Source organism: Pseudoclavibacter sp. AY1F1 (assembly GCF_002931075.1).
Taxonomy (GTDB): domain Bacteria; phylum Actinomycetota; class Actinomycetes; order Actinomycetales; family Microbacteriaceae; genus Pseudoclavibacter.
The window spans coordinates 17,061-43,861 of sequence record NZ_PSTQ01000012.1; the positions used below are offsets into that span (position 1 = coordinate 17,061).

The 26,801-nt window shown below is 67.3% G+C and carries 24 protein-coding genes; 8 read left to right on the plus strand and 16 right to left on the minus strand.

Annotated elements, in window-relative coordinates; genetic code table 11:
- Positions 1-17: 17 nt before the first annotated feature.
- From C5B85_RS15425 to glnT, 12 genes are all read right to left on the minus strand, one after another.
- Positions 18-2,708, minus strand: a complete 2,691-nt coding sequence (locus C5B85_RS15425; protein WP_104286907.1) for a YhgE/Pip domain-containing protein — start codon at positions 2,706-2,708, stop codon at positions 18-20.
- 14 nt (positions 2,709-2,722) lie between these two features.
- Entirely contained in the window at positions 2,723-3,379 is a 657-nt protein-coding gene (locus C5B85_RS15430) for a TetR/AcrR family transcriptional regulator (protein ID WP_104286908.1), read from the minus strand.
- 264 nt (positions 3,380-3,643) lie between these two features.
- On the minus strand, positions 3,644-4,888 hold the full coding sequence (locus C5B85_RS15435; protein ID WP_104286909.1) for an FAD-binding protein: 1,245 nt from the start codon (positions 4,886-4,888) through the stop codon (positions 3,644-3,646).
- Positions 4,889-4,948: 60 nt separating this feature from the next.
- Entirely contained in the window at positions 4,949-6,463 is a 1,515-nt protein-coding gene (locus C5B85_RS15440) for an alpha-N-arabinofuranosidase (protein ID WP_104286910.1), read from the minus strand.
- Positions 6,464-6,512: 49 nt separating this feature from the next.
- Entirely contained in the window at positions 6,513-7,457 is a 945-nt protein-coding gene (locus tag C5B85_RS15445; protein ID WP_104286911.1) for a carbohydrate ABC transporter permease, read from the minus strand.
- On the minus strand, positions 7,454-8,443 hold the full coding sequence (locus C5B85_RS15450; RefSeq protein WP_104286912.1) for a carbohydrate ABC transporter permease: 990 nt from the start codon (positions 8,441-8,443) through the stop codon (positions 7,454-7,456). The genes C5B85_RS15445 and C5B85_RS15450 overlap by 4 nt, the downstream gene beginning before the upstream one ends.
- A gap of 133 nt (positions 8,444-8,576) precedes the next feature.
- Positions 8,577-9,926 (minus strand): extracellular solute-binding protein, encoded by a 1,350-nt coding sequence (locus C5B85_RS15455; RefSeq protein WP_104286913.1) that lies wholly within the window; start codon positions 9,924-9,926, stop codon positions 8,577-8,579.
- Between the two features lie 131 nt (positions 9,927-10,057).
- Positions 10,058-11,071, minus strand: a complete 1,014-nt coding sequence (locus C5B85_RS15460; RefSeq protein WP_104286914.1) for a LacI family DNA-binding transcriptional regulator — start codon at positions 11,069-11,071, stop codon at positions 10,058-10,060.
- 544 nt (positions 11,072-11,615) lie between these two features.
- Entirely contained in the window at positions 11,616-12,980 is a 1,365-nt protein-coding gene (locus C5B85_RS15465; protein ID WP_104286915.1) for an FMN-binding glutamate synthase family protein, read from the minus strand.
- 21 nt (positions 12,981-13,001) lie between these two features.
- Positions 13,002-13,763, minus strand: coding sequence for a protein glxC (locus tag C5B85_RS15470; RefSeq protein WP_104286916.1), 762 nt, complete (start codon positions 13,761-13,763; stop codon positions 13,002-13,004).
- Positions 13,751-14,659, minus strand: coding sequence for a glutamine amidotransferase (locus C5B85_RS15475; RefSeq protein WP_104286917.1), 909 nt, complete (start codon positions 14,657-14,659; stop codon positions 13,751-13,753). Before C5B85_RS15475 ends, C5B85_RS15470 begins: the two co-directional genes overlap by 13 nt.
- 51 nt (positions 14,660-14,710) lie before the next feature.
- Complete coding sequence (glnT, locus tag C5B85_RS15480; protein WP_258070837.1) at positions 14,711-16,153, minus strand: type III glutamate--ammonia ligase; 1,443 nt, start codon at positions 16,151-16,153, stop codon at positions 14,711-14,713.
- Between the two features lie 145 nt (positions 16,154-16,298).
- On the opposite strand from glnT, the gene C5B85_RS15485 reads away from it, so the two are divergent.
- The 4 genes from C5B85_RS15485 (at position 16,299) to C5B85_RS15500 (ending at position 19,113) form a co-directional block, all read left to right on the plus strand.
- On the plus strand, positions 16,299-17,267 hold the full coding sequence (locus tag C5B85_RS15485) for an aldo/keto reductase (protein WP_104286918.1): 969 nt from the start codon (positions 16,299-16,301) through the stop codon (positions 17,265-17,267).
- Positions 17,268-17,385: 118 nt separating this feature from the next.
- Positions 17,386-18,198 carry a 3-oxoacyl-ACP reductase FabG gene (fabG, locus tag C5B85_RS15490; RefSeq protein ID WP_104286919.1) on the plus strand — a complete coding sequence of 271 codons (813 nt, stop codon included), beginning with the start codon at positions 17,386-17,388 and terminating at the stop codon, positions 18,196-18,198.
- Positions 18,199-18,291: 93 nt separating this feature from the next.
- Positions 18,292-18,549: a hypothetical protein gene (locus C5B85_RS15495; RefSeq protein ID WP_104286920.1), complete on the plus strand. Its 258-nt coding sequence runs from the start codon at positions 18,292-18,294 to the stop codon at positions 18,547-18,549.
- Between the two features lie 177 nt (positions 18,550-18,726).
- Positions 18,727-19,113 carry a hypothetical protein gene (locus C5B85_RS15500; RefSeq protein ID WP_104286921.1) on the plus strand — a complete coding sequence of 129 codons (387 nt, stop codon included), beginning with the start codon at positions 18,727-18,729 and terminating at the stop codon, positions 19,111-19,113.
- Here C5B85_RS15500 and C5B85_RS19285 read toward each other — a convergent pair whose 3' ends face one another.
- The 3 genes from C5B85_RS19285 to C5B85_RS15520 all read right to left on the minus strand — a co-directional run bounded on the left by C5B85_RS19285 (position 19,114) and on the right by C5B85_RS15520 (position 21,370).
- Positions 19,114-19,887: a cache domain-containing protein gene (locus tag C5B85_RS19285; RefSeq protein WP_181064467.1), complete on the minus strand. Its 774-nt coding sequence runs from the start codon at positions 19,885-19,887 to the stop codon at positions 19,114-19,116.
- 122 nt (positions 19,888-20,009) lie between these two features.
- Positions 20,010-20,510: a DUF5956 family protein gene (locus C5B85_RS15515; RefSeq protein ID WP_104286923.1), complete on the minus strand. Its 501-nt coding sequence runs from the start codon at positions 20,508-20,510 to the stop codon at positions 20,010-20,012.
- A 59-nt stretch (positions 20,511-20,569) separates the two neighbouring features.
- Positions 20,570-21,370: a FadR/GntR family transcriptional regulator gene (locus C5B85_RS15520; protein WP_258070838.1), complete on the minus strand. Its 801-nt coding sequence runs from the start codon at positions 21,368-21,370 to the stop codon at positions 20,570-20,572.
- Between the two features lie 115 nt (positions 21,371-21,485).
- Between C5B85_RS15520 and C5B85_RS15525 the strand changes: the two genes are divergently transcribed.
- From C5B85_RS15525 to C5B85_RS15540, 4 genes are all read left to right on the plus strand, one after another.
- Positions 21,486-22,556 carry an ABC transporter ATP-binding protein gene (locus C5B85_RS15525; RefSeq protein ID WP_258070840.1) on the plus strand — a complete coding sequence of 357 codons (1,071 nt, stop codon included), beginning with the start codon at positions 21,486-21,488 and terminating at the stop codon, positions 22,554-22,556.
- 58 nt (positions 22,557-22,614) lie between these two features.
- On the plus strand, positions 22,615-23,796 hold the full coding sequence (locus tag C5B85_RS15530; protein WP_104286926.1) for an ABC transporter substrate-binding protein: 1,182 nt from the start codon (positions 22,615-22,617) through the stop codon (positions 23,794-23,796).
- 100 nt (positions 23,797-23,896) lie between these two features.
- Positions 23,897-24,751, plus strand: a complete 855-nt coding sequence (locus C5B85_RS15535; RefSeq protein ID WP_258070841.1) for an ABC transporter permease — start codon at positions 23,897-23,899, stop codon at positions 24,749-24,751.
- Positions 24,752-24,768: 17 nt separating this feature from the next.
- Positions 24,769-25,572 carry an ABC transporter permease gene (locus C5B85_RS15540; RefSeq protein WP_104286927.1) on the plus strand — a complete coding sequence of 268 codons (804 nt, stop codon included), beginning with the start codon at positions 24,769-24,771 and terminating at the stop codon, positions 25,570-25,572.
- A 101-nt stretch (positions 25,573-25,673) separates the two neighbouring features.
- Here C5B85_RS15540 and C5B85_RS15545 read toward each other — a convergent pair whose 3' ends face one another.
- Positions 25,674-26,765 carry a DUF4870 domain-containing protein gene (locus C5B85_RS15545; protein ID WP_104286928.1) on the minus strand — a complete coding sequence of 364 codons (1,092 nt, stop codon included), beginning with the start codon at positions 26,763-26,765 and terminating at the stop codon, positions 25,674-25,676.
- Positions 26,766-26,801: the final 36 nt, after the last annotated feature.

Below are 26,801 nucleotides of genomic sequence, written 5' to 3' on the forward strand. Positions count from 1 at the left end.
CCCTCGCGACTTCGCCCTCAAATTGACGGTGCGAGCTCGCGAGCGCCAACGGCCTCCGGTCTTGCCGGAGTCAGCCTGTGCCTGCGCCGCTTGAGCACGATCGACAGCGTCGTGAGGGTGAGGGCCGCGACGAGCCAGACGGTGAGCATCCCGTACGCCTCCCCGATGCCGATCGAACCTCCCGCGACCAGTGAGCGGAACGCGGTAACGGCGTAGTTCAGCGGCAGCCACGAGTGGATGAGCTGGAAGAACGCGGGCGCCGTCTCGACCGGGTAGGTGCCGCCGGCCGATGAGAGCTGGAGCACGATCATGATGAGCGCGAGGAAGCGTCCGGGAGGGCCGAGCAGCGCGTTGAAGGCCTGGTTGACGGCGACGAACGTGACGCTCGTGAGCAGCGCCAGCGCGACGAGGCCGAGCATGTCGGCGGGTTCGAGGCCGAGACCGAAGCGAACGATCGTGAGCATCAGCAGGCTCTGCACGGCACCGAGCAACGCGCCAGGCGCGAAGCTGCGCACGGCCACGACGATCGCCGGCTGGCGTCCGAGCACAAGGCGCTCCCGCAGCGGCGGGAACATCAGGTAGAAGGCGAGCGCCCCGACCCACAGGCCGAGCGTCATGAAGTAGGGCGCCAGGCCGTAGCCGTAGGCGGGCACCTCGTTGAGGCGCGTCTTCGTGATCTCGACGGGCGCCGAGGTGACGCCGGCGAGGTGATCGGCCTGCGCGTCCGTGTAGCTGGGGATGTCGGCCACGCCGTCGTCGAGGCCGTCGGCGAGCGTCCTGCTGCCGTCGGCGAGCTGCGTGATGCCCTCGTTCAGCTCGGTGCCGCCCGACTCGGCGTCGGCCGTTCCGTCGGCGAGGGTGGTCGCGCCCGACGAGAGGTCGGATGCGCCGGAGGCGAGCTTCGGCGTCGACTGCGCGAGGGTGGATGCGCCGTCGGCGAGCGTCTGCCTGCCCGTCGCGAGCGACGATGCGCCGTCGGCGAGCGACTGCGTTCCGGTCGCCAGCGTCGACGTTCCGTCGGCGAGCGCCTGCGTTCCGGTCGCGAGCGTGGATGCGCCGGTCGAGAGCTGCTGGGTCCCCGAAGCGAGAGTGGATGCTCCGTCGGCAAGCGACTGCGTTCCGCTCGCAAGGTCGGTCGCGCCGGTGGACGCGGTCGACACCGCGGTGACGAGTTCGTCGAGCTTGTCGCTCAACGTGGAGACCCCATCGGCAGCCTGCCCGGCGCCGGTCGCGAGCTCCGAGGACTTCGCCTGCAGCGTGTCCGCGCCGTCTGCTGCAGAGGTCGCGCCGCTCGCCACCTGGGCGATGCCGGCCTGGAGCCCGGCCAGGCCCGTACCCTGCGCCTCGTCGCCGGCCAGGGTCGCGGCACTCGCGCTGAGGGTTCCAGCGCCCGAGTCCAAGGTCTGACCGCCGGCCGCGAGCTCGCCAAGCGTCTGCTTGCGCTGCTCGTCGGTGAGCGAGTCGTAGTTCGCCAGGAGGGAGTCGAGTCCCGAGCTCAGCTGGCTCGTACCGGAAGCAAGCTCCGTCGCCCCCGTGCTCAGCTGCTGGGCACCGGCATACGCCTGGTCGGCACCCGTGCTGAGCGACTCGGCGCCGTCCGCGACGGTTCGCGAGCCGGTCGCCAGCGTGGTCGCCCCTTCGGAGAGGGCAGTCGCACCTCCACTGACCGCACTCACCCCCGTGCTGAGCTCGGAGAGCTTCGTCGGCAGAGCCGAGGTCTGCGCGTTCAGCTCGGCGAGTCCCGCGCTCAGCTGCTGCGCGCCGGAATTGGCCGACGCCGCTCCCGCACTGAGCGCCTGCGCCCCGGAGCTCGCCTCTGCGAGCTTCGCGCTCAGCTCCTGAGCACCGGTGTTCGCCGTCGCAGCTCCTGTGTTGAGCTGCTGGGCGCCCGCGTTCGCGGTTGCCGCTCCCGTGCTGAGCTCCTGCGCACCCGAGTTGGCGGTCGCGAGGCCCGTGTTCAGCTGCTGCACCCCAGCATCCACCTGAGACGCACCGTCGGCGAGCGTCGCGCTGCCGTCGGCGAGGGTGAGCCCACCCTCGCGCAGCTGACTGAGACCGACGACCAGCTCGCCTGAACCAGTGCGCGCCTGCTCGGCGCCGTCGTTCAGCTCTGTCGCGCCGTCGGCCGCCTCCGAGACGCTCTCGTGGATGTCGGTGAACCCGACGTAGACGTTGCGGAGGTACTCGTCGGAGACCTCGGCCGCCAGCTCATCGGCGACGGTGGTCCCGACCGTCGAGGCGATGTTGCCGACGATGATGTTCGCGCCGTCGTTGGTCGTGATGGACAGGCGCGCGATGGCCGCGTCCAGCGGGTTGTCGCCGCCCGCCGAGACGGCAGCAGCCGAAAAGCCTTCTGGAATGTCGAGCACGGCAAGCACCTTGCCCGACTCGAGCTCGCTCTGCGCCTCCTCCGCCGACATCTCGTGCCAGCTGAAGTTGTTCGACTCGGTGCTGTCGACGAGCTTCTCGGTGAGCGTCGCCCCCAGGTCGACGGCCTCGGCGGGCTCCCCGTCGGATGTCGTTGCGGGGGTCGCGGCCTGGTCGCTGTTCACGATGGCCGCGTTGATGTGGTCGAGGCGATGCGTCGGGTCCTCGTTCGACCAGATGAGCGAGCCCGCGTAGATGAGAGGGATGAGCGCGATACCGACGATGACGATGAGCGTCCGCCGGTGCGTACGCACGAAGTCGGGGAGAGAAAAAGAACGCATGTGCGTGGGAAGTCCTATGAACGAACGTGCTCGACGCGGAGGGCGTCAAGCTCGGCGACAGTCGCGCCGGATGATGCGAGAAGCAGGGAGGAGAGGCGCTCGACGAGCTCGTCGATGGATGCGCGTGCATCCGCCGAACTCTCGCCCCCGGCCTCAGAACCGGCCGCCGCGAAGAGCCACCGCGTGACGTGCCACATGGCGCCGGCCGCGAGGAACTCGGCGCGATCCCGCGGGGTGTCAGGGCCTGGGCGGCGGCGGATGACCGGGCCGAGCGGCGACGACTCGAGGAGCCTCGTCGCGAGGTACGTGATGACGTCGCCCGTGAGGAGGCCGAAGCTGGTCTCGAGCGCGGCCCGGTAGAAGGGGGCGTCGACGGCGAGCTCGTGGAGCAGCGCGCGAAGCGTTCCGCGCACGAACATCGGCCACGACGGGTCGTCGCCGAGGCTCGGGATGCGCTCGAACGCCGCCTGCAAGCGGCGGAGGGCTGCCTCGCGGATGAGCGCGGCCGTGTCGTCGAAGTGCTTGTAGAACGTGGGGCGGCTCACGCCGGCCCGGCCGACGATGTCAGTGATGCTGAGCTGAGCCGCGTCGTTTCCCTCGTCGAGCAGCTCGACGACGGCGGCGATGAGCGCCGCCCTCGAACGGACGAACCTCGCGTCTTCCTGGGTCATTGCTCTCCTCGATCACAACTAATTTACAAATGTAAATTAGCACGATCGAGTGAGAGCGCAACAGAGGAAAAGTCGAGGCATCGTGGGTGCGCCGCTGCGAAGGCGAAGTCTCCGCTGACCAACATCAGTGCAAAAATGGGCCGATCGAGCGCTAAGGCTCGAAACGCGGCCATATTGCACTGATGTTGGCCAGACCTCCTCGTCAAGGGCGGTCGCGCGCAGACGAGCGAGAGCCCGAACGCCCAGGCCCAACCCAGGCCCGACCTACCGCAGCACGCGCCGCGTGAAGTCGTTCGCGAAGACGCCGTTCGGGTCGTAGCGCTCGACGAGCTTCCGGAAGTCACCTAAGCGCGGGTACCGCTCGGCGACGTCGATCCGCTCATCGAAGACCTTGCCCCAGTGCGGGCGGCCGCCGAGCGGCTCGAAGATCTGATCGAGCAGTGGCAGCAGCTCGGCCACTTCCGGGTCCTGCTTCCACGTGAAGTGCAGGCCGACAGCGTCGTTGCCGTGCATGGGGCTCAGCCAGAGGGAGTCGCGCGCAATCGTGCGCACCTCGTTGACAAGCAGGTGGGGACGGATGCGGTCGGCGATACCCGCGAGCGCGAGCAGCGCATCCTGCGCCCTGAGCCGCGGGATGAGGTACTCGCTCTGCAGCTCGGCCCCGTTGGACGGCTGGAACTCCAGCTTGAAGTGCGGCAGCCGCTCGTACCAGGGGCCGGCGACACCGAACTGCTCACTGCAGGCCACGGCGGACACGCCACGGATGGGGTGCATCGCCTCGGTCGCGGGCGTCGCGCCGTAGAAGTCGCGCGGCGCGAGCTCGCTCGCGAGCTGCTTCACCCACACCTGGTCGATGACCTCGGGCTCCGCCCACGTCGTGAAGGCGCTCACGCTGTAGCCAGCGCCCGTGATCTCGTCGAAGTTCTCGAGGAGTGCCGCGAACGGCAGGTCCTCGAAGACCCGCTGCCGCACCTCGAAGTGCGGCACGACGTCGAGGCGGATGCGCGTCACGATTCCGAGGGCCCCCAGCGAGACGACGGCCCCGTCGAAGCCCTCGTCGCCGCGCTCCAGCACGACCACCTCGCCGTTTCCCGCGACGAACTCGATGGCCGCGACGGCGGCGGCAAGGCTGCGGTTGGTGTTTCCGGACCCGTGGGTGCCTGTCGCGACCGCCCCGGCGATCGAGATGTGCGGGAGGGAGGCGAGGTTCGCGAGCGCCAGGCCGTGCTCAGCCAGGTCGATCGCGAGCTCGCCGTAGCGGGTGCCAGCACCGATCGACACCCACCGACGGTCCTCGTCGATGCGCAGCGGGCTGCGCATCCCCCGCGTTGAGACCTGCACCCCGCTCGAGTCGGCGATCCGGTTGAACGAGTGCCCGCTGCCGAGCGCCCGCACCGACTGCCCGGCAGCAACGGCGGCGCGCACCACCTCGCTGACTTCCGCCGTGCTCGTCGGGGCAGCGACGCGCTCCGCCTCGAAGGTGATGTTGCCAGCCCAGTTGGAGGTCACTGCTGTCCTGCTTTCTGCGACGTTGCGAAGTGGATGCACCCGGCGGGCTCGAGCGGACCGTCAGGCCTGGAGCTCTACCGCCGACCACGATACGGGGGGCAGGGTGATCGTCAGCACTCCGTCTTCCACTCGCGCGGTGTCGTTTGCGCTGAGCCCCACGCGCTCCGGGTCCTGGAGCGTGTTCTTCGCGTACACGTCGTCGTCGGCGAGGGTCTGTGCATCCACGACCTTGGCCGCGCCGAGCGCGGCGACGTCGATGGTGACGACGGCTTCCTCGTCGCGGCTGCGGTTGACGAGGAACAGCGCGGTCGCGCCGGTCTCCGCGTCGTGCGTCGCGACGGCGTCGAGCGTCGGCACCGTGCCGTAGACCTCGGTGCTGTGGGTGGGGCTCTCCAGCCTCACCTCGAGGGCCCGCCCCTTCGCGAGGCGCGAGGTGAGCGCAAACGGGAAGTAGGTCGTCTGCTTCCAGGCTGGCCCGCCCGGCTCGGTCATGATCGGGGCGATGACGTTGACGAGCTGGGCGAGGGATGCGCTGGTCACGCGGTCGGCGCGCTTGAGGAGCGAGATCATGAGGTTGCCGAAGACGACCGCGTCGGCCACCGAGTAGACGTCTTCGAGGATGCGCGGGGCGATGGGCCAGTTGTCGATGCCCTCGACCTTGTCGACGTCGTGGTAGCGGTCGAGGTACCAGACGTTCCACTCGTCGAACGAGATATTGATGGTCTTGTCGCTGCCCTTGACCGCTTTGACGTGGTCCGCCGTGGCGATGACGGACTCGATGAAGCCGTCCATGTTGACGGCCGACGCGAGGAAGCTGTCGAGGTCGCCGTTCTTCTCCTCGTAGTAGGCGTGGCAGGAGATGTAGTCGACGTCGTCGTAGGTGTGGGTGAGCACAACGCGCTCCCACTCGCCGAAGGTCGGCATCTGCGCGCTCGACGAGCCGCACGCGACGAGCTCGAGCGTCGGGTCGACCTGGCGCATGGCCTTCGCGGTCTGGGATGCGATCTTGCCGTAGTCGTCCGCCGAGCGGTGGCCGAGCTGCCACGGCCCGTCCATCTCGTTGCCGAGGCACCACATTTTCACGCCGAACGCGTTGGTCTTGCCGTTGGCGATGCGCTGCTCGCTGAGCGCGGTTCCTGCAGGGATATTGGAGTACTCGAGCAGGTCGAGCGCCTCCAGCGTGCCTCGGGTGCCGAGGTTCACTGCGAGCATGAGCTCGCTGTCGACCTTGTCGAGCCAGGTCGCGAACTCGTGCAGGCCGACCTCGTTGGTCTCGGTCGAGTGCCAGGCGAGGTCAAGCCGACGGGGACGTTCTGCCTTCGGGCCGACACTGTCCTCCCAGCGGAAGCCGGAAACGAAGTTGCCGCCTGGGTAGCGGATCGCGGAGACCCCGAGCTCCTTGACGAGGTCGATGACATCGCCGCGGAAGCCGTTCTCGTCGGCGGTCGGGTGGCCCGGCTCGTAGATGCCGTCGTACACGGCGCGGCCGAGGTGCTCGATGAACGAGCCGAAGACTCGGCGGTTGATGTCGCCGACTGCGAAGTGGGGGTCGATGGTGAGTCGTGCAGTGACCATAGGGCTGTCTTTCTGTGGGTGGTTCGAGAGTGCGGGCGGATGCGCGGGGTTACTTGACGGCGCCGAGCGAGAGGCCGCCCTGCCAGTACTTCTGCAGTGAGAGGAACGCGACGACAAGCGGCACGATGGAGAGGAAGGCGCCGGTGACGATGAGGTTCCAGACCTGCTCGCCGCCCGCTCCCGCGTTGGAGAGCGCCGTCCAGCTGTTGAGGCCGACGGTGACGGGGAGGAGGTTCGGGTCGCTCAGCACGGCGAGTGGCAGGAAGAAGTTGTTCCAGGTGCCGACGACGCTCAGGAGGAGGACGGTCACGATCGCAGGGCGCAGGAGCGGCAGCGCGACCTGGAAGAAGATGCGGATCTCCCCCGCACCGTCGACTCGCGCAGCATCCAGGATCTCGTCTGGCACCGCATCCTGGGCGTAGATGCGCATGAGGTACACGCCGAACGGGTTCAGCAGCGATGGGAGGATGACCGCCCAGATCGTGTTGACGAGGCCGGCCTCGCTGAGGAGCACGAACGTCGGGATGACGAGCGCCGTGAGCGGAACCATGACGGCCCCGAGCAGCACGTTGAAGAACACCGTGCGGCCGCGGAACCGGTACTTCGCGAATCCGTAGCCGGCGAAGACCGCGAGGATCGTCGCGCCGATGCCGCCCGTGAAGGCGTAGAGGAACGAGTTGCCGAGCCAGCGCCAGTAGATGCCGCCCTGGTGCGTGCTGAGCTGCGCGATGTTGTCGAAGAGGTTGAAGCTGTCGTCGAACCACAGGGGCCCACCGCTGCCGGTGAACAGCCCAGCCGTGTCCTTGGTCGAGGCCACGATGAGCCACCAGAGCGGCATGATGAAGTAGATGACAAACGCGAGCAGCAGGATGTGCGAGAAGGTGCGCTTCGCCTTCGACCCGCCTCGGCGGAGGTCGGCACTGCGCTGCGCACGCTCGAAGCTGCGCTGCTGTCGTGGGGTGAGCGTTGAGCTCGCCGCGGTCTCCGTGGTCATTTCAGCCCGCTCTGCTTGCGTGTGAGGAAGAGGAAGAAGTAGGAGCCGATGAACACGACGACTCCGAGGGCGAAGGAGATCGCCGACGCGTAGTTGAACTGGCTGTATGAGAAGGCCAGCGAGTAGGCGTACATGTTCGGCGTGTACGACACGGGGATGGCTCCCTGCGCGATACCCCTGAGCACCTGGGGTTCCGTGAAGAACTGCAGCGTGCCGATCATCGCGAAGATGAGCACCATGACCATCGACGACGAGATCATGGGCACCTTGATGCGCAGCGCCATCTGCAGCGAGGTGACGCCGTCGATGCGGGCCGCCTCGTAGATGGAGCGGTCGATGCCTTGGAGCGCCGCGTAGATGATGATCATGTAGTAGCCGGCCCACTGCCAGGTGACGATGTTCACGAGGCTGCCGAAGATGGCGCTCTGGGCGAGGAAGTCCGGGGCTGCGAGCCCGAAGAGCTCGAACAGGTCACTGGCCGGCCCGAAGCGCGGGCTGTACAGGAAGCCCCACATGAGCGCCCCGATGACAACCGGGATGGCATACGGCAGGAAGATCATGAGCCGCGAGAACTTCGACGCCCACGTCGTGAGGCTGTCGAGCACCAGCGCCGCGATGAGCGCCACCAGCATCTGCAGCGGGATCATGATCAGCGCGAACTGTCCGACGCGCAGCAGGCCGTCGAGGAAGATCGGGTCGGTGAAGGCCTTCGCGTAGTTGTCGAACCACGTGAAGGATGTGCCCATAGCGAGCGTCGACGTCTGCAGGCTCATCCAGAACGCGTAGAAGAGCGGCACGATCAGGAACGTCACGAACACGACCGCGAACGGTGCGACGAAGAGCCACCCGATGCGCTGCCGTCGACGCTCGATGGGGCCGACGACCGCCCGAGGCTTGCGTCGCTTGCGAGGAGGCGGGGTGCTTTCCTGCTCGCCCCGTTCCGTCTCACGTGCGCTCGGCACGATCACGGCGTTCGGTGTAGCCATTTCGAGTCCTTCTGTCTGTCATCACAAGTCCGTCGGCACGCAGGGCGCGCGGGAGGAGGCGTCCGGGCATCGGGTCGGTCGCTGTTCGGTGGCGAGCGACACCGATGCCCAGACGGGGAGTCGGCGTGGCCAACTATTCGGTGACGGTGAAGCCCTGCTCCGTGGCGTACTGCACCAGGGATGCCTGCAGGTCATCGAGGGCCTGGTCGGACGACTTTTGGCCCTGCACCATGGCGTACTGCTGCTCGGTGAGCTGGTCAAACGCGTAGTTCTGGAACGGGCTGAACGTGAAGCCTGAGTAGCCGGCCGCGGCGGGGAGGAAGACCTCCTTGTTGACCTGCTGCCCGCCGAAGAACTCGGCTTCGAGTTCGGTGAAGTACTCGGACTCGAGGACGGGGGTGAAGGTCGGGAAGAGCGCGCCCTCCTCGATACCGATCTTCCAGGCCTCCTCCGTTCCGAAGATCTCCATGGCGACGCGCGCCGCAAGCGCCTTGTCGTCGGCCTGCTCGGTCACGGCGAAGGTCGATCCGCCCCAGTTCACGTCGACGGGGTTTGCGGCGTCCCACTGCGGGAGCGGAGCTGCGCGCCACTCTGCGGTGTCGTCGGCATCCGACAGGCCCTGCAGGTAGCCGGGGCCCCAGGCGGCGGCGAGGTAGACGGCGTAGGTGCCGTCGACGAGGCTCGTGTTGTAGTCGGCGGTGAAGGCGTCGTCGGTCGTGACGAGGTCTTTCTTCACCAGGTCGTCCCAGTATTTGAGCACTGCCTTGGCGTTGTCGTCGTTGACGTTGATGCCGACCTCGGTGGGGTTGGTCTTGTCGTACTCGAACGGCACCGAGCCTGCCTGCGCGAAGAGCGCCTGGTTGAATGCGCGCCCGTTCGTCGGGAAGTTCGCGAGGACTCCGCCTGAACCGTTGTCCTTGAGCTGCTGCGCAGCCGTCGCGAACTCATCCCACGTGGTCGGCACCGCGATGCCGGCGGCGTCGAAGAGGTCCTGACGGTAAAGCATGCCCATGGGGCCGCTGTCTACGGGGATGGCGTAGACGGCGTCGCCGCTCGTCACATCGCTCCAGGCGCCCTCCGTGTAGCTGCCGGAGAGATCGTTCGCGCCGAACTCGCTGATGTCGACCAGCGCATCCCGAATCGTGAAGCTCGAGAGCACCTCGCTCTCGAGCATGATCACGTCGGGAGCTCCCGAACCGGCTTCGATGGCCGTGGAGAACTTCGTGTATTCGTCGTTGCCCTGGCCAGCGTTGGTCCAGCAGACCTGGACGTCGTCGTGGGTCTCGTTGTAGAGGTCGACGACCTGCTCGAAGGCCGGGTACCAGGCCCAGACGAGCACCTGCGGGGCGTCTTCGTTCACGATCGTGTTTGTGCACGTGGCGTCCGCTGCGGTGCTTCCGCCGCCTCCGCCGGACGAGCAGGCACTCAACGCGACGGCCGTGAGGGCGGCGGCGCTGATGGCCGTCAGAGTTCTCTTGTTCATGGGGGAGCGAACCTCTCGAGGATGAAACGTCATTGTCATCGCCTCTGCGATTTACAACGTTGTAGGTAAACGTTGTAAATGCGATCCTGCCGAATGAGAACTGGCCTGTCAAGACCCGATTCGGGACGACCTCAGCGCGCCGTGGACTCCCGGCGCACGAGCGTGAACTCCGTCAGCAGCTCGCGCGGCTCGAGCGGCACATCCCGGTTACCCATGCGCTCGACAAGCATCTCGACCGCACGCTTGGCGATCTCATCCCGACCCGGCGCGATCGTGGTCAGCGTCGGCAGCGAGTAGCGCGTCTCATCGATGTCATCGAACCCGACAACAGCGACATCCTCCGGCATGCGGATACCCCGCTCGCTGAGCACGCGCATCGCCCCGAGGGCAAGCGAGTCGTTGAAACCCACGATGCCGTCGAACTCGATACCGGCCGCCAGCACCTCCCGCATAGCCTCAGCACCGTCGAAGCGATGCCACGTGCCGACCGGCCTGACCAGCTCATCGCGGAACGGCAGACCAGCCGCCTCCAGCGCCTGCCGGTAGCCGAGCGTGCGCAGCGCTGCGGAGCCGACCTCTTCGTCGGGGTGGGACCCCAGCGCGATGATGCGCGTGCACCCGACCTCGATGAGGTGCTCGGTCGCCGCACGAGTGCCCTCCGTGTTGCGCATCGTCACATGGTCGGTCGGCCCGTTGAAGATCCGCTCCCCCAAAAGCACCATCGGCACACGCACATCGGCGAGCAGCGGCGCATCCGCCTCGCTGAGCTCGAGGACGCTGAAGAGGATCCCGTCGACAAACTCGGCCCTCGGCCCCTTGAGCGCGGCGATCTCACTCTCTCGAGAACCCCCCGACTGCTCGATGAGCACCGAGAGGTCGTGGGCCGCCGCTGCACGCATCACCGCCTCCGCGAGCTCCGAGAAGTAGGCGTTTCGGAGATCCGGGATCACCAGACTGATCACGCCGGTACGCCCAAGACGCAGGCCGCGAGCCGCGAGGTTCGGCCGGTACCCCACCTCGTCGATCGCATCCAGCACGCGCTGCTTCGTGTCGGCGCGAATGTGCGGGTAGTTGTGGATGACGTTCGACACCGTTTTGATCGAAACGCCCGCCACGCGGGCAACGTCGTGAAGGGTCGCAGCCATGGGTCCGTCGTCTCTCTTCGGGCGTCGCGCAGCGGAAGGCGAGCACAGCGCGCGCCGTTGCAGGGATGCTCGTGCGCGTCACTCTACAACGTTGCAGAAGCCGCGTTTGCGCGCATCGGCGGGCTCGGCGGGGCGGCCATCGACTGATATGCGGGGGCAACGGTGCTGGCGATGCCACAGGCAAGTTGCGCCGACCGCGTGAGAAAGGCCGGGGACGCCGGAGCTCGTGTCCAACTTCAGTGCAATATCGGGCCTTACGAGCGCTGAACACCGAGTATGCGCCGTTATCGCACTGATGTTGGTCAGGCGTCGGCCGAAACTCGACGTCTGGCGAACGGCCGACCGCAGGTCGGCAGCGCTCAGCCCCTCGGCACGCGCTCAGCGATCTCCTCGAAACTTCGGTGACTCACCGCTCATTTCAAGCTCTCTGCGAACCGAAAGTGGCGTTTAGTCACCGAAGTTTTCGCGCAAGCCAGGCAGCCTGCCCGCGCAGACTGCCCGGCACCAGCGCCGGCTCGCGAACGACGCGCTGGGTTCCCTGCCCTTAGTACTGCTTGCCTGGAATCCAGCTTGTGCCGGCGAGCGGCACGTTCGCCATGGCCGCTGACTCGACGGTCAGTGCGACGAGGTCCTCCGGCTCGAGGTTGCGGATGCGCGACTTGCCGCACGCGCGGGCGATGGTCTGCGCCTCCATCGTCAGCACGCGCAGGTAGTTCGCGAGGCGTCGCCCGCCCTCGACGGGGTTGAGTCGGGATGCGAGCTCCGGGTCCTGCGTGGAGATACCGGCCGGGTCGCGCCCGTCCTGGAAGTCGTCGTAGAAGCCGGCGGCCGAGCCGATGTCGGCGTACTCCTGCTGGTAGCGGGGGTCGTTGTCACCGAGCGCGATGAGCGCGGCAGTGCCGATCGCGACGGCGTCGGCACCGAGGGCCATGGCCTTCGCGACGTCGGCGCCCGTGCGGATGCCGCCGGACACGATGAGCTGCACCTTCCGGTGCATGCCCAGCTCCTGCAGTGCGGCGACAGCCTGCGGGATCGCGGCGAGCGTCGGGATGCCAACGTTCTCGATGAACACCTGCTGCGTCGCCGCCGTACCGCCCTGCATGCCGTCGAGCACCACCACGTCGGCGCCGGCTTTCACCGCGAGCGCCGTGTCGTAGTAGGGGCGGGACGCGCCGATCTTGACGTAGATCGGCTTCTCCCAGCCGGTGATCTCGCGCAGCTCGGCGATCTTGATCGTGAGGTCGTCGGGGCCCGTCCAGTCGGGGTGGCGGCTCGCGGAGCGCTGGTCGATGCCGATGGGCAGGGTGCGCATTCCGGCGACGCGCTCGGTGATCTTCTGTCCGAGCAGCATGCCACCGCCGCCTGGCTTCGCGCCCTGTCCGAGCACGATCTCGATCGCGTCGGCCTTGCGCAGGTCATCTGGATTCATGCCGTAGCGGGAGGGCAGGTACTGGTAGACGAGGTGCTTCGACTGGCCGCGCTCTTCGGGCGTCATCCCGCCGTCTCCGGTCGTCGTGGAGGTGCCGACCTCGGACGCGCCGCGGCCGAGGGCCTCCTTGGCGTTCGCGGAGAGGGCTCCGAAGCTCATGCCCGCGATGGTGACGGGGATGTCGAGGTGCAGCGGCTTCGACGCGAAGCGGTCGCCGAGCACGACATCGGTGCCGCAGCGCTCGCGGTAGCCCTCGAGCGGGTAGCGCGACATGGATGCGCCGAGGAACAGCAGGTCGTCGAAGTGCGGCAGCTGCCGCTTCGCGCCCCACCCGCGGATGTCGTAGATGCCGGTGCGGGCGGCGCGCTGGATGTCGGAGATGGTCGCGCGGTCGAAGGTGGCGGATTCGCGCAGGCCGAGTTCGGCGAGCTGTGCGGGCGACTGCGTGGCCGTGGATGTGGGCTGTTCGATGAGCGTCATGGCTGGCTCTCTCTGCTCGGCCTAGTAGGCGTTGTCGACGTTGAAGTGGTAGAGCTTGCGGGCTGAGCCGTAGCGCTTGAAGGCTGCTGGGTCGTCGTCGCGTCCGGCTGCGAGCAGCAGTTCGGCGAGCTCTGCGAGGTGCTCGTCGCGCATGGACTTCTCGATGCAGTCGGCGCCGAGCGATTCGACGGTGCCCTGCACGTAGATGCGCGTCTCGTAAATGGAGTCGCCGAGGGCTTCTCCCGCGTTGCCGCAGACGACGAGGCGTCCGGCTTGCGCCATGAACGCCGACATGTGGCCGATGCTGCCGCCCACGACGATGTCGACACCTTTCATGGAGATGCCGCAGCGGGCACCCGCGTTGCCGTCGATGACGACGAGCCCGCCGTGGCCGGTGGCGGCGGCCGACTGGGAGGCGTCACCCGTCACGTGCACGGTGCCGCTCATGATGTTCTCGGCGAGCCCGACTCCGGCGTTGCCGTTGATCGTGACTGAGCCCTGTTGGTGCATCCCGGCGGCGTAGTAGCCGACGTGCCCGTCGATCGTGACGTCGATGGCCGAGGTGATGCCGACCGCCACGTTGTGCTTGCCGGCGGGGTGCTGGATGCTCCACCTGGTTCCGTCTTCGGCGGTCTGCACTGCCGCGTTCACGACCCGCACATCCTGGCCGGCGAGGTCGATGGTGGTCGGTGCGGGCGCAGCCGGTGCCGTCGGCGTGGGGCTGGTGGGGGCCGTCGCAACCGCTGGGGCTGCCGCGTACTGGGTGCTGTCTAGAGTGACCACGTGTAGACCTTTCCGGGGACTGGTTCGAAGATGTCGGCCGATTCGATGCCGGGGAGCTGCGCGAGGGCGCGGTACTCGGACGCCATGGCCACGTAATCGTCGGTGACGGCGACGATGGCGGGCTTGCAGGCGATGGGGTCGCGCACGATGGCCATGCTGTCGGCGGTCGTGACGACAAGCGTGTAGAAGCCGTCGAAGACCTCACCGAGGTTGATGAGCGCCTCCTCGAGCGTGTCGCCCTGTTCGAGGCGGGAGGCGATGTAGCGGGCGCCGACCTCGGTGTCGTTCTCGGAGTCGAACTGCACGCCCGTGCGCTTCAGCTCGCGGCGGATCGAGGCGTGGTTCGAGAAGGAGCCGTTGTGCACGAGGCACAGGTCGTCGGCGACGGCGAAGGGATGCGTGCCGCCGGCGGTCACGGCCGACTCGGTGGCCATGCGGGTGTGCGAGACGCCCTGGCTGCCGGACATCGTCTCGAGGCCGTGGTTGGAGGCGACGTCCATGGGGTTGCCGACGCTCTTCATGACGGCGAGGTGGCCGCCGCGGCCGATGATCGTGGCGGTCGGGAGGGCTGCGCTGACGGCGTCGGCGAGGATGCTCGTCGAGAGCTCGCCGCTGACGAGCGTGGTGTCGCCGACGACCGAGACCTTGGGGGCTGCGCCCGCTGGCAGGGTGCGCTCGAGCTCGGCGGTCAGCTCTTCTGCGGTCAGCAGCTGCGTGCCACCGAGGAGGCTGAGCGTCGATGCGGCGCTCCCCGTGAGGTCGGGGTTGTCGTAGACGGCGAGGCCGGCGGAGTCGGGTCCGCGGTCGACCATCTCGCACAGCATGGTCGAGAGCAGGTCGCCCATCTGCGGCCTGAGCTGGGGGTTGCGCAACTGCAGCGCGGCGATTCCACACACGGGCGTGGTCCTTTCGGGGGTGGTCTTGTCTGGCTTCTGGATGTGGGCGGGTTAGAAGGCGGTGAGGTAGGTGTCGAGCTCCCAGTTGCTGACCTGGGCGTGCCAGGTGAGGAACTCGGCCTCCTTCGCGTCGGCGAAGTAGCGCCCGGTGACCTCGTCGCCGCTGAGGCTGGCGAGGATCACGGGGTCGCGGCGCAGCGCCTCGACGGCGTGGAGGAGCGTCGCAGGGAGAACGGCCGCTCCCTCGGGCGCCTGCCCAGGCCCCGACGGGTTACCGGGGTCGATGCTGTTGTCGATGCCATCGATGCCCGCCATGATCGACGTCGCGACCGCGAGGTAGGGGTTGGCGGCGCCGTCACCCGAGCGGAGCTCGACGCGTTTGTTGTCCGGCACCCGCACCATGTGCGTGCGGTCGTTGCCGCCGTACGACGCCTTGCGCGGCGACCACGTCGCCCCGGAGCTCGACGTGGCAGTGCCGATGCGCTTGTACGAGTTCACCGAGGGGGCGAGGAATGCCTGGAGCGCGGGAGCGTGCTCGAGGAGCCCCGCCACGAAGCCGTACGCGACGGGCGAGAGGCCGAGGCCGCGCGCATCCGCTTCGCTGTCAGCGTCGGCACCGGCCGTCGAGGGGAACAGCGGCTCGTCCTGCTCGCTCCAGAGGGAGAGGTGCAAGTGCAGGCCGGTGCCCGTGCGGTCGGTGAAGGGCTTCGGCATGAACGTCGCCGTCATGCCGCGCTCCTCGGCGAGCACGTTGAGGATGTAGCGCAGCGTGATGACCCGGTCGGCCGTCGTCAAGGCGTCGGCGTAGTCGAAGTTCTGCTCGAACTGGCCGGCGCCGTCCTCGTGGTCGTTGGCGTAGTTGCCCCAGCCGAGCGAGTTGATCGCGGTCGAGACGGAGGCAAGGTGGTCGAACATCCGCGTCACGCCGCGGGCGTCGTAGCAGGGGCGCGGGCCGTTGTCGCGCTTGTCCGCGGGCGCCAGCTTGCCGTCTTCGGCACGGTCGACGAGGAAGTACTCGACCTCGGCACCGACCTTGGCCGTCATGCCGCGAGTGGCGAGCTCGGCGATCGCACGCTTCAAGATGTTGCGCGGCGCGTACGGCCACGGTTTCCCGTTGACGTGCGGGTCGCAGTGCACGAGCGCGAGGCCTTCGCGCACGAACGGCAGGGGCGTGAACGAGTCGAGGTCGGGGATCGCGATGAGGTCGGGGTCGTGCTGCTCCTGGCCGATGAGGCCGGCGGCGAAGCCCGCGAAGCCGAGGGAGCCAGCTTCGAGCTCGTCGGCTGCAGAGGTCGGCACGAGCTTCGCACACGGCTTCCCGTTGAGGTCGACGAAGGTGGCGAGGATGAACTGCACGCCGTGCGCCTGCGCGAGGTCGCGGAGCGTGATGCGGTCACCCGCGAGGCTGCCTTCTTCGCCTGAGGTGGCCTCGACCAGCTTGGGGGCTAGTTGTGTCATGGTCGTCTCCCGCATGGTGTTGATGTTACCTGACATGAAACCTTGTTCGCCAATAGTAGACATGCGGATGTTTCCGTAGCGTTCGCGCCTGTAAACACTGGGTTACGGGAAGCAGCGCCAACCCCAAGGGGGGCCTCGCAGGGACTCCCTGAATGTCGGCGGCCAGACATACGCTCCTGGCATGGAGTACACGAACCTCGGCCGTACCGGCCTCCGCGTCAGCCGCCTCGCACTTGGATGCATGAGCTTCGGCGACCCGAAGCGCGGCCTGCACAGCTGGACCCTCGACGACGAGGCCGCCGCACCGCTCCTTCGCCAGGCAGTGGAGCTCGGCGTCACGTTCTGGGACACGGCAAACGTCTACCAGCAGGGCACCAGTGAGGAGATCATCGGTCGCGCCATGCGCCGCTTCAGCCGCCGCGAGGACATCGTGCTCGCGACGAAGGTGTCCGGCAAGATGCACGACGGTCCGGGCGGCTCAGGCCTGTCACGCAAGGCGATCCTCGAGCAGGTGAACGCCTCCCTGGAGCGACTGGGCACCGACCACGTCGACGTGCTCTACATCCATCGCTTCGACGACAACACCCCCGTCGAAGAGACCATGCAGGCCCTCGACGATCTCGTGCGCGCTGGCAAGGTGCGCTACCTCGGCGCATCGTCGATGTACGCATGGCAGTTCGCGAAGCTGCAGCAAGCCGCGGCCGTCGGCGGATGGACGCCCTTCGTGGCAATGCAAGACCAGTACAACCTTCTCAAGCGCGAGGAGGAGCGGGAGATGATCCCCATGTGCGCCGACATGGGAGTCGGCCTCGTGCCTTACTCTCCGAACGGGAAGGGACGTCTGACGCGCCCGCGCGGCGAATCGTCGTCGCGGGCCGAGGTGGACACGGTCGCGAAGGCATTCGACACCGATGCCGACGGCCCGATCATCGACGTCGTCGAGCAGATCGCCACGGAGCGAGACGTGCCCATGGCGCGCGTCGCCCTCGCCTGGGTCCTGCGCAACCCCACCGTGGCGGCCCCCATCGTCGGGGCGACGAAGGCGAATCACCTCGATGACGCCGTTGCCGCGCTCGAGCTGAAGCTCACCGACGAGGAGGTGGCGCGGCTCGAGGCGCCGTACGTCACGCAACCGCCGTTTTGGTGGTGACTGCGGCGGCGGGCGTAAACACTGCGTTAAGAGCAGTCGCCGGGACGTTGCATGGGGCCCTTGAAGATAGTCCTGAGCAGTGGAATGGGCAGACCTCCCTCTCGTCGAAAGGCGCGTCATGACCGCTGCTCCACTCTTTGACCTCTCCGATACCCGCGTCGTCGTCACCGGCGGCACGAAGGGAATCGGCTTCGGTATCGCCAGCGTCTTCACGCAGGCGGGCGCGCGCGTGGCCGTCGCCGGACGCTCGCAGGCGGGGGTGGATGCAGCGGTCTCGGCACTCTCGGCAGTTGCGCGAGAGGTAACGAAAGACGAGGCACCGGGCCGCGTCGCGGGGTTCACGGTGGACGTGGCCGACCCCGAGTCCTGCCGAGCACTCGCCGCATCCGCCGTCGAGGCGTTCGGTGGCATCGATGTGCTGTGCGCCAACGCTGGCATCTTCCCGCAAGCCGAGCTCGCCACGATGACGCCGCCGCAGCTCGACGAGGTGCTCGACACCAACGTGAAAGGCACGATCTACGCCGTCCAAGCGTGCCTGCCCGCCCTGCAAGAGTCTGGGCGCGGGCGAGTTGTCCTCACCTCATCCATCACCGGGCCCACAACCGGCTACCCGGGGTGGTCGCATTACGGCGCCTCGAAGGCAGCCCAGCTGGGCTTCATGCGCACGGCGGCGATCGAGCTCGCGAAGCACGCCATCACCGTCAACGCCGTGCTGCCAGGCAACGTCGAGTCGGCGGGCCTCGAAGAGATGGGAGCCGACTACCTCGCCTCGATGACCTCAGCCGTGCCCCTTCGCAGGCTCGGTCGCGCCGAGGAGATCGGCTACGCCGCAGCCTTCCTCGCGACCCGCGAGGCCGGGTACATCACCGGCCAATCGATCGTCATCGACGGCGGGCAGACACTTCCCGAGTCGCCGGATGCGGTGGGCTGACACGGAGAACCTCTCGCCCAGTAACCCAATGCCGTTTCCCAGGATTAGCTAGCTAACCTAACTATCCGATCCCGCTTCAACCCAAGGAACACCATGAGCCTCCTCGAGATCCCTCGCGAGTCGATGACCCAGCACGTTGTCGAAGCGGCCCCTCGTCGACTCCGCTGGCTGTCTCCCGCCAGCGGACTCTGGGTAGCGATGCGCGAGACGCAGGCGGGCGACGACTTCGCTGGGTTCGTGGAGTTGGTGCAGGGTGAGTTCCGCGCGCACGACGGCCAGGGAACTTTCCTCGGCGCGTTCGCGTCCCGCGAGGCCGGCCGCGACGCGATCGAAGGCGCTACTCGAGGCTGAGCCGAACCAGAACTGCACGCCGGGACCCGAAACCGACCGACTGGTAAAGTTGGCGGAACCAGACACCAACGACCAGCGACTCCCCCGTCGCCGGCCGTCACGCGCCAGGGCCGAGCCCGCGCGAAGCGGTCCGCCGAGGATGCTGCTGGCCTACCGCGAGATTGGATCCCATCCCGCATGCCTCTCCTCACCATCCTCATCGGTGCCGCCCTCATCGTGACGGGCGCCGTCGCCTACTTCGTCAGCGACACCGGCAGCCTCACAGCCCTCATCCCGGCGGCCGTCGGCGTCCTGCTCGTGATCGCCGGCCTCATCGCCCGCAACCCGAAGCTCCGCAAGCACGCCATCCACGGCGCGCTCGCCGTTGCACTGCTCGGCGCGCTCGGCTCGCTCATGAACGTCGTGAAGCTCGGCGACCTGATCGCCGGCACGGCTGAGCGTCCCGGCGCGATCATCAGCAGCACGATCATGCTCGTCCTGCTCGTTGCCCTCATCACGGCCGGCGTGCGCTCGTTCATCGCCGCCCGCCGCGGCCGACAGGCGCCAGCAGTCGCGCAAAGCTAGTCAGCCCGCGCGCTCTCCAGGTTCGCCTGGAAGCGAATCAGGTAGCCGTCGGGGTCCGTCACAAGAAATTGACGGACCCCGACTTCGCGTGAGCACCCGCAGCCCGGCGATGGCGCAGTCGCTACTCGCATAGCCGTCAAGAGCGCGCACCGAATCGCCCGGAGCGAGCCGCGACTCGGTCGACGCGAGCACCCGCTGGGACGCGTTCACGACACTCACGTCACCGAACTCGCGCAAGGCCGGCAGGAGCTCTCGCTCGACGTCGTCGACGAGAAGATCCATGGCGACAACCCCCAAGAAACGCGTCCCATGCCACACGGGCAGGCTGACAGTGAGCGTGTACTCGTCGCTACAGAGGTAGTCGACGTGCGGGCCGGCGACGTGGCCCTCGCCCGTTTCCTGCGGCACCCGGAACCACTCGAAGCCGCTGTAATCGATGTGCTCCCGACTCGGACTCTGCGCCGCGAGCCGCAACTGCGAGCGCATGGGCCCCTGCCACCAGGACAAGTGGCCGCGCGACGGACCTCGAAGGTCGAGGGATGCGACAAACCCCGCCCCGAAGGCTACCGGCGACGTGCGTTGGAACACCGCGAGCGCAAGCGGCTCGACAAGCTCGTCAAGGTGTCGGTCCGTGAGCTCGCCCCGCGCCTCGAGGTCCCCGAGCACGGCGCCCAGGTCGGCACTCACCGAAGCGAGCACGTCGAGGGTCGCCCGGAAGTACTCGTCGAGGATTGGCGCGGGCCCGTGTCGCACCGCAGTGGCATCGATCGTCATGGAGCCGCTCCTCTGCATCGGTGATGGCCGATGTTACACAGCCAAGCGCCGCTTGCACAGAGGTCGAGCCCGCAGAACAACCCGCACGGACGCTCACCGGCGAGCGTCGCGCCGGACGGCGGTCACCAGGAGAGCGGCGGCATGCGTCCGTTCAGGAGGACCCGAAGTGCGGCGTGCATTTCGAGGGCCTGTGCTCGGCGATCGTCGGGGGCAACGTCCTGCACCGCAACATTGCAGGCATGCTCAAGTTCCCACTCTGTGACCCCCTCGGGGAGGCACAGCATCCACTGCACCGCGCGGGGCGGCTCGGGAACCCCCGCTTCCGCGAGGTACTCGACCATGTCGTCGTGGATCTCCGCGATGACGGCGTCGCTGGCAGACATATCGGCGGGTCCACCGACGCGTTGTCCCCCACCGAAGGTCTCGACGACCGGCTCGTACCGTGCAGCCTCCTGGTACACCCAGCTGGGGCCGGCGAGGTACGCGATGAGCGCAAGCCAGCCGTTGGGTTCGAGCCTCATGAGGTTCGCCACCTGCGGCGGATTCTCCGAGAAATCACCCCACGACCACGTCGGAAGCCCCGCGAGCGCGGCGGCTCGCACCTCGTTGTCATTGATCGGCATCTCTTGGCCCCCCAGCCATAATTCCCCCTGCTCTCCACCGCTTCTCGCGGTCGAGAGTCCTACTGCTCGGTCAGCAGCCTGCGCTTCTCCTCGAGCCGTCCGACGACGTCGAGCATGGTCGAGCGCAACGTCTCACGCGCTCCGGCGACATCCCCTCGCTCGACTTCGTCGACGAGCTTCAGTATCTCGCCTCGCTGCACCTCACGCTCAGAACTGTCCACAGCCAGGAGGCCGAGCAGCGGCGAAACCTCCGACTGCACCCGCATCTGCTCCTTGGTGAGCCGCACCGACTGCCCGAGCGCGCACAGCTCGACGACGACGTCATCGGCGACGTGGCGCCACTGCGCCGGCGTGGGTTGAACCACCTGGCCGTCCGTATTCGGTGTGAGGTTCCCACCAAACGCCGTGAGTCTGGAGCGAATCGCATCGACTTCGCTTGGTGCGGCACGGGATGCGGCAAGCTCAAGACAGCCGGCGGTCACGGCGAAGTAGTGCGCGGCGAGGTCGCGCAGGGCGGTTCGCGAGGTCGAGGCGAGCTCGTCAGCGGCGTGCGACGCTGGGTCGGCGCCGGCCGTCACGAAGCTGCCACCCCCTCGTCCGCGTTTTGTTGTGACGAGGCCCCGCTGCCGGAGCAGCACAAGCGCCTCGCGGACGGTGACCGGCGAGACGCCGAGGGACTTCGCGAGCTCGCTCTCCGGGGGGAGTCGCTCGCCGGCCTGCAGCACCCCGCGGTTGATCGCGACGCTCAGGCGCCGCTCGACGAGCGCAGCTTTGCCCTCGTCGGCGACGGCTTGGAAGACGGCGTTGCGCAGGCGCGACGGCACCCCGGCTTCGGGTTCTGTCTGCGGGAGCTGCGGCACCTCGCCATTGTGGCGCATCCGCACTGTTACAACTTGGACACAAGCTTGAAATATGACTTCTGGAACTATATGTTTGCGCTTAATCCGCAGACAGCGCCGTTCCAAGGAGGACCACTTGTCGACCACCGACACACGCGAAGGCGTGACCGACCAGCCCGCTCAGGCGCCCGCCGGCGTCACCTTGACGGGCGTCAGCAAGAGGTTCGGCGACTTCACCGCCGTCGAATCGCTCGACCTGCAGGTTCGATCCGGCGAGTTCTTCTCCATGCTCGGCCCGTCCGGCTCCGGCAAGACCACCGTGCTCCGCATGATCGCCGGGTTCGAGCAGGCAACAGGCGGCACCATCGAGCTCGGCGGCACGGATGTCACCAACGTGCCGCCGTTCAGCCGCGAGGTGAACACCGTCTTCCAGGACTACGCCCTCTTCCCGCACATGACGGTCGCGGAGAACGTGGCCTATGGGCTCCGCGTGCGCCGAGCGAGCAAGGCTGAGCGTGCCGAGCGGGTGCAGCAGGCGCTCGAGCAGGTGCAGCTCGCGCACCTCGCCGACCGCAAGCCCAGCCAGCTCTCCGGCGGGCAACGCCAACGCATCGCCCTCGCACGCGCCCTCATCCTCAAGCCCCGCGTGCTCCTCCTCGATGAGCCCCTGGGCGCGCTCGACAAGCAGCTCCGCGAGCAGATGCAGATCGAGCTCAAGCAGATCCAGCGCGAGATCGGCATCACCTTCATCTTCGTCACCCACGACCAGGAAGAGGCGCTGACGCTCAGCGACCGCATCGCCGTCTTCAACAAGGGCCGCATCGAACAGATCGGCACCCCCATCGAGGTGTACGACTCCCCCGCGACCCCGTTCGTCGCCGGCTTCCTCGGCGTCTCCAACCTCCTCGACGCGGATGCGGCCAAGTCGGCCACCGGAATCGACGGGCTGGTCAGCATCCGGCCCGAACGCATCACGCTGCACGCCATCGACGAAGCCGTACCGCCGGGCCTGCACGGGGCCGTCGGAGTCATCGAGGAGGTCGTCTACACGGGCCCGAGCACGCGCTTCATCATCCGTACCGACACGGATGTGCGCCTCATCTCTGAGATGCACAACACCGAGACGAGCACCACGAGCCGGGGTTTCGCGCGCGGCTCCACGGTGCGCGCGACCTGGCACGAAGAGCACGTCGCCGTCATCTCCTGACCCGTCCTCCCAATCCTCTCCACCCCACCACCTGACCCTCAAACCGAAGGACAGCACCATGAAGACATCGCACGTGGCACTCGCTGCCATGGCCGCCGCATCCGCCCTGGTACTGACGGGCTGCAGCTCCGACGCGGGAGGCGGGGGCGGCGAAGGCGGCCTCAGCATCGACGTGCCAGACGTACCGATGCTCGAAGAGCTCGGCGAGGGCGAAGGTCAGGTCAACATCGTCGCCTGGAGCGGATTCGTCGAGCCCGCTTGGAGCGATCAGTTCACCGCAGAGACCGGATGCGTCGTCAACCGCCGCGTCGCCGGCACCAGCGACGAGATGGTCACCCTCATGCGCACGGGCGAGTACGACCTCGTCTCGGCTTCCGGTGACGCGAGCCTCCGTCTCATCGCCGGCGGTGACGTCGCCCCCATCAACGTCGACCTCATCCCCAACTTCGGCGACGACATCGTCGAGGGCATGAAAGGCCAGGTGTACGACACGATCAACGGCAAGAGCTACGGCGTCCCGATCGGTCGCGGCGCGAACATCCTGCAGTACAACAGCGAAATTGTCACCGAGGCACCCACCAGCTGGGACGTCGCCTGGGAGGCCGACAGCCCGTACGCGGGGCAGATCATCGCATACGACGCCCCCATCTACATCGCCGACGCCGCCGTCTACCTCATGGCCACCCAGCCAGACCTCGGCATCACCAACCCGTACGCGCTCGACGAAACGCAGCTGAACGCGGCGGTCGAGCTGCTCAAGGCACAGAACGGCATCGTCAGCGAGTACTGGAGCGACCCGGTCGCCCAGATCACCTCGTTCACGGGCGGCACGTCAGTCGTCGGCACCTCGTGGGAGGTGCTCCGCAAGCTCTCCGAAGACGACCGCCTCAAGGGTGTGCTGCCAGAGGAAGGCTCGACCGGCTGGTCGGATGCCTGGATGGTCTCGGCTGAATCCGCCAACCCGAACTGCGCCTACCTGTGGATGGATTACACCAGCGCAGCCGAGGTCAACGGCCAGATCGCGATGAACTTCGGCATGGCCCCGGCCAACGGCGCCTTCTGTGAACTCAACGCCGAGGCGAGCGCCCACTGCGAGGAGTTCCACGCCCTCGACGAGGAGTACTTCTCGAAGGTGTGGTTCTGGACCACCCCGATCGAGCAGTGCGTTGACGGCCGCACCGACGTGCAGTGCACGAACTTCCAGGAGTGGACCAACGCCTGGCAGTCCGTGAAGGGCTGACCAACCCTCGTCCCGGCCGGCGGCGGCCCCGAAAAGCCGCCGCCGGCCATCCCTCAGGCGTCGCCCATCCAAGCCGTCGACCACTGAAAGGCAACCCCTCGTGACGACACTCGACTCGTGGCTCCACCGGCACCGCAGCGCGCGGCTCCGCGGGCTGCTCGCCGCTCCGATGCTGTGGCTCGTCGGCATCTACATCTTCTCGCTGGCTTTCCTGCTTGTGACCGCCTTCTGGGTCACCGACCCCTTCACGTCGAAGGTCAAGCCAGGCTTCACGCTCGCGAACTTCGAGGCGATCATCACGACGCCCGCCTACCTCTCGACGAGTTTCCGCACCCTCGGCATCGCGATCGCCGTGACCCTCATCTGCGCCGCTATCGCCATCCCGCTCGGCATCTTCATGGCGAAGATCGCCAGCCCACGCAACCGCGAGCTGCTGGTCATCGCCATCACCATGCCACTGTGGGCCGGCTACCTCGTCAAGGTGCTCGCCATGCGGATCACGTTCACCGAGGACGGCCTCTTCAACTGGCTGATGAACCCGTTCGGCATCTCCGGACCGGGCTTCAGCATCCCGACCGTGATCCTCACGCTCTGCTACCTGTGGTTCCCGTACATGGCGATGCCGGTCTACACGGCCGTCAGGCAGATCCCGGACAACCTGTTCGACGCGGCCTCCGACCTCGGCGCAGGCAACTGGCTCACCGTGCGCTCCGTGGTGCTGCCGCTCATCGTGCCCGCCCTCATCGCCGGCTCCATCTTCACGTTCTCGTTGAGCCTCGGCGACTACATCACGGCCGAATTCGTGGGCGGCTCCACGCAGATGATCGGCAGCATCATCGCCTCGAACATCAACCTCAACCCGCCGCTCGCAGCCGCCTTCTCCGTCATCCCCATCGCGTTTGTCCTCATCTACCTGCTCTCCGTGCGCCGCACCGGCGCACTCGAGCGGCTCTAGCGGCTTTAGGAGTCAGCATGCTCAGGCTTTCCAAGACCGCACGCTTCGCTCTCGGGGCGTTTGTCATCGCCGTCCTCGGGTTCATCTACGTGCCACTGCTGCTCGTCGTCGCGAACTCGTTCAGCTCCGCCCGCATCTCCGCGTGGCCCATCCCCGGTTTCTCGCTCGACTGGTGGGTGAAGGCGGCAGGCGAGACGTCGCTGCACACCGCGATCCTGAACTCGATCATCACCGCGACCGGCGCGACGATCATCGCCTGCATCCTGGGCACGCTCGTCGCCTTCGCGCTGCAGCGGTACTCGTTCTTCGGCCGCGACGCCGTCAACCTGCTTGTTGTGCTGCCCATCGCCCTGCCGGGTGTCGTCACCGGTGTCGCCCTCAGCAACACGTACTCGAGCATCCTCGACCCCATCGGCATCCAGCTCGGCTACTTCGGGATGATCATCGCCCACGGCACGTTCTGCATCGTCATGGTCTTCAACAACGTGCTCGCCAGGCTGCGGCGAATGAACCAGAGCCTCGAGGAAGCCTCGATGGACCTCGGCGCGGGCATCTGGGAGACCTTCCGCCTCGTCACCTTCCCGCAGTTCCGCTCGGCGTTCATCGCAGGCGCGCTCCTCGCGTTTGCGCTCAGCTTCGACGAAGTGGTCGTCACGATCTTCACCGCCCCTCCGGGCGTCGACACCCTGCCGCTCTGGATCATGAATCAGATGGGCCGACCCAACGAGGCGAGCCTCGTGAACGTCGCCGCGACGGTCCTCATCTTGCTGTCGTTCATCCCCGTCTACTTCTCACAGCGCCTCACGCGCGGCGACGAGTGAAGCCGAGAGCCGAGAGCCGAGCACGCTGTCCAACATCAGTGCAGAATCGGGCCCCGAAGTCCTTTTTGAGTCGTTTGGCGCAGATTTTGCACTGATGTTGGTCAGGGCTGCGGGCGTGGCCGGAAGAACGGCAGCGCGACGGGCGTGAACACGACGCCCCTCGACGCCTTCACGCTGCCGACGATCGAGAACACGAGGTGCGTCACCGAGAGCGCGAACCAGATCGTGATCGGAATGCCGATCGGATAGAACGTCGACGAGTACTCGTCGTCGAAGATCGCGAGGAACGCGATGTGTAGGGCGATGAGGATGATCGAGGCGATCAGGTAGGTGACGCCCCAGTTGGCGGCGTTCGTTCGGTTCCGCTCACCCGCGTCGGTCGCAGGTGCGCGTGAGCGCCCGGTCGCCGTCATGACGATGCCCGCGGCGATGGCGCTCACGAACGGGAAAGGGATGAGCGCGAGCAGACCGAGACTCCACTGCACGGCGCCGTTCGCCAACGGCCTCATGAGGAAGACCTGCTGCGGGTGGCCGGTCGGCGGCGGGAACTGCGGTGCCTGCTGATTCAAGGGTGGCGCGAGCTGAGGCGCAGCCTGAGGTGGGGCAGGAGGCGCAGCCTGAGGTGGGGTCGCCTGGATATCGGCATGGGGTTCATGCTGCGGCGCACCAGAAGGCGCGAAGTAGAGGTTGTTCGCCCAGGAGCCGGAGCCCGTGAGCTGGTCGAGCTTGTCAGCGGGTTGCGTCAGCGCGTAGCGGATGAGCGAGTCGACTTGACTCTCAGAATCACGCAGGAGGCCCTGCGCCTCAGACAGCATCTCGGGGAACGGGTTGTCGTCGTCCGTGACCCCGAGCACATGGATCTCAGCGACCTCAAGCAGCAGGTACCTGCCCTGCTTGTCCGGGTCGGCGAGCACGCTTCGCGCTTCGGCGATCTGCCGCTGAGTCTCCTCGTCGTGCGGGAGCTGCGCGAAGAGGCGCTCGAGGTGGGCGATGCCCTGGTTGTAGTCGCCGAGGATCGCTTGGGCTGGTGCATCCCAGATCGTCGAGGGAACAAGGCGCCCCGAACCCGAGACGAGCAGCTCGTGCACAAGCGGCACATCCCAGTTCCACTCGGAGAGACCGGTGACCCTGGTGAGCGGCGCTCCCTCGCCAGGGACCTCGTCGACAACGTAGAGATAGCTGCGATTCGCCATCAACCGAGCCTAGCGGTGACCAGCTTCCAAGCCCCT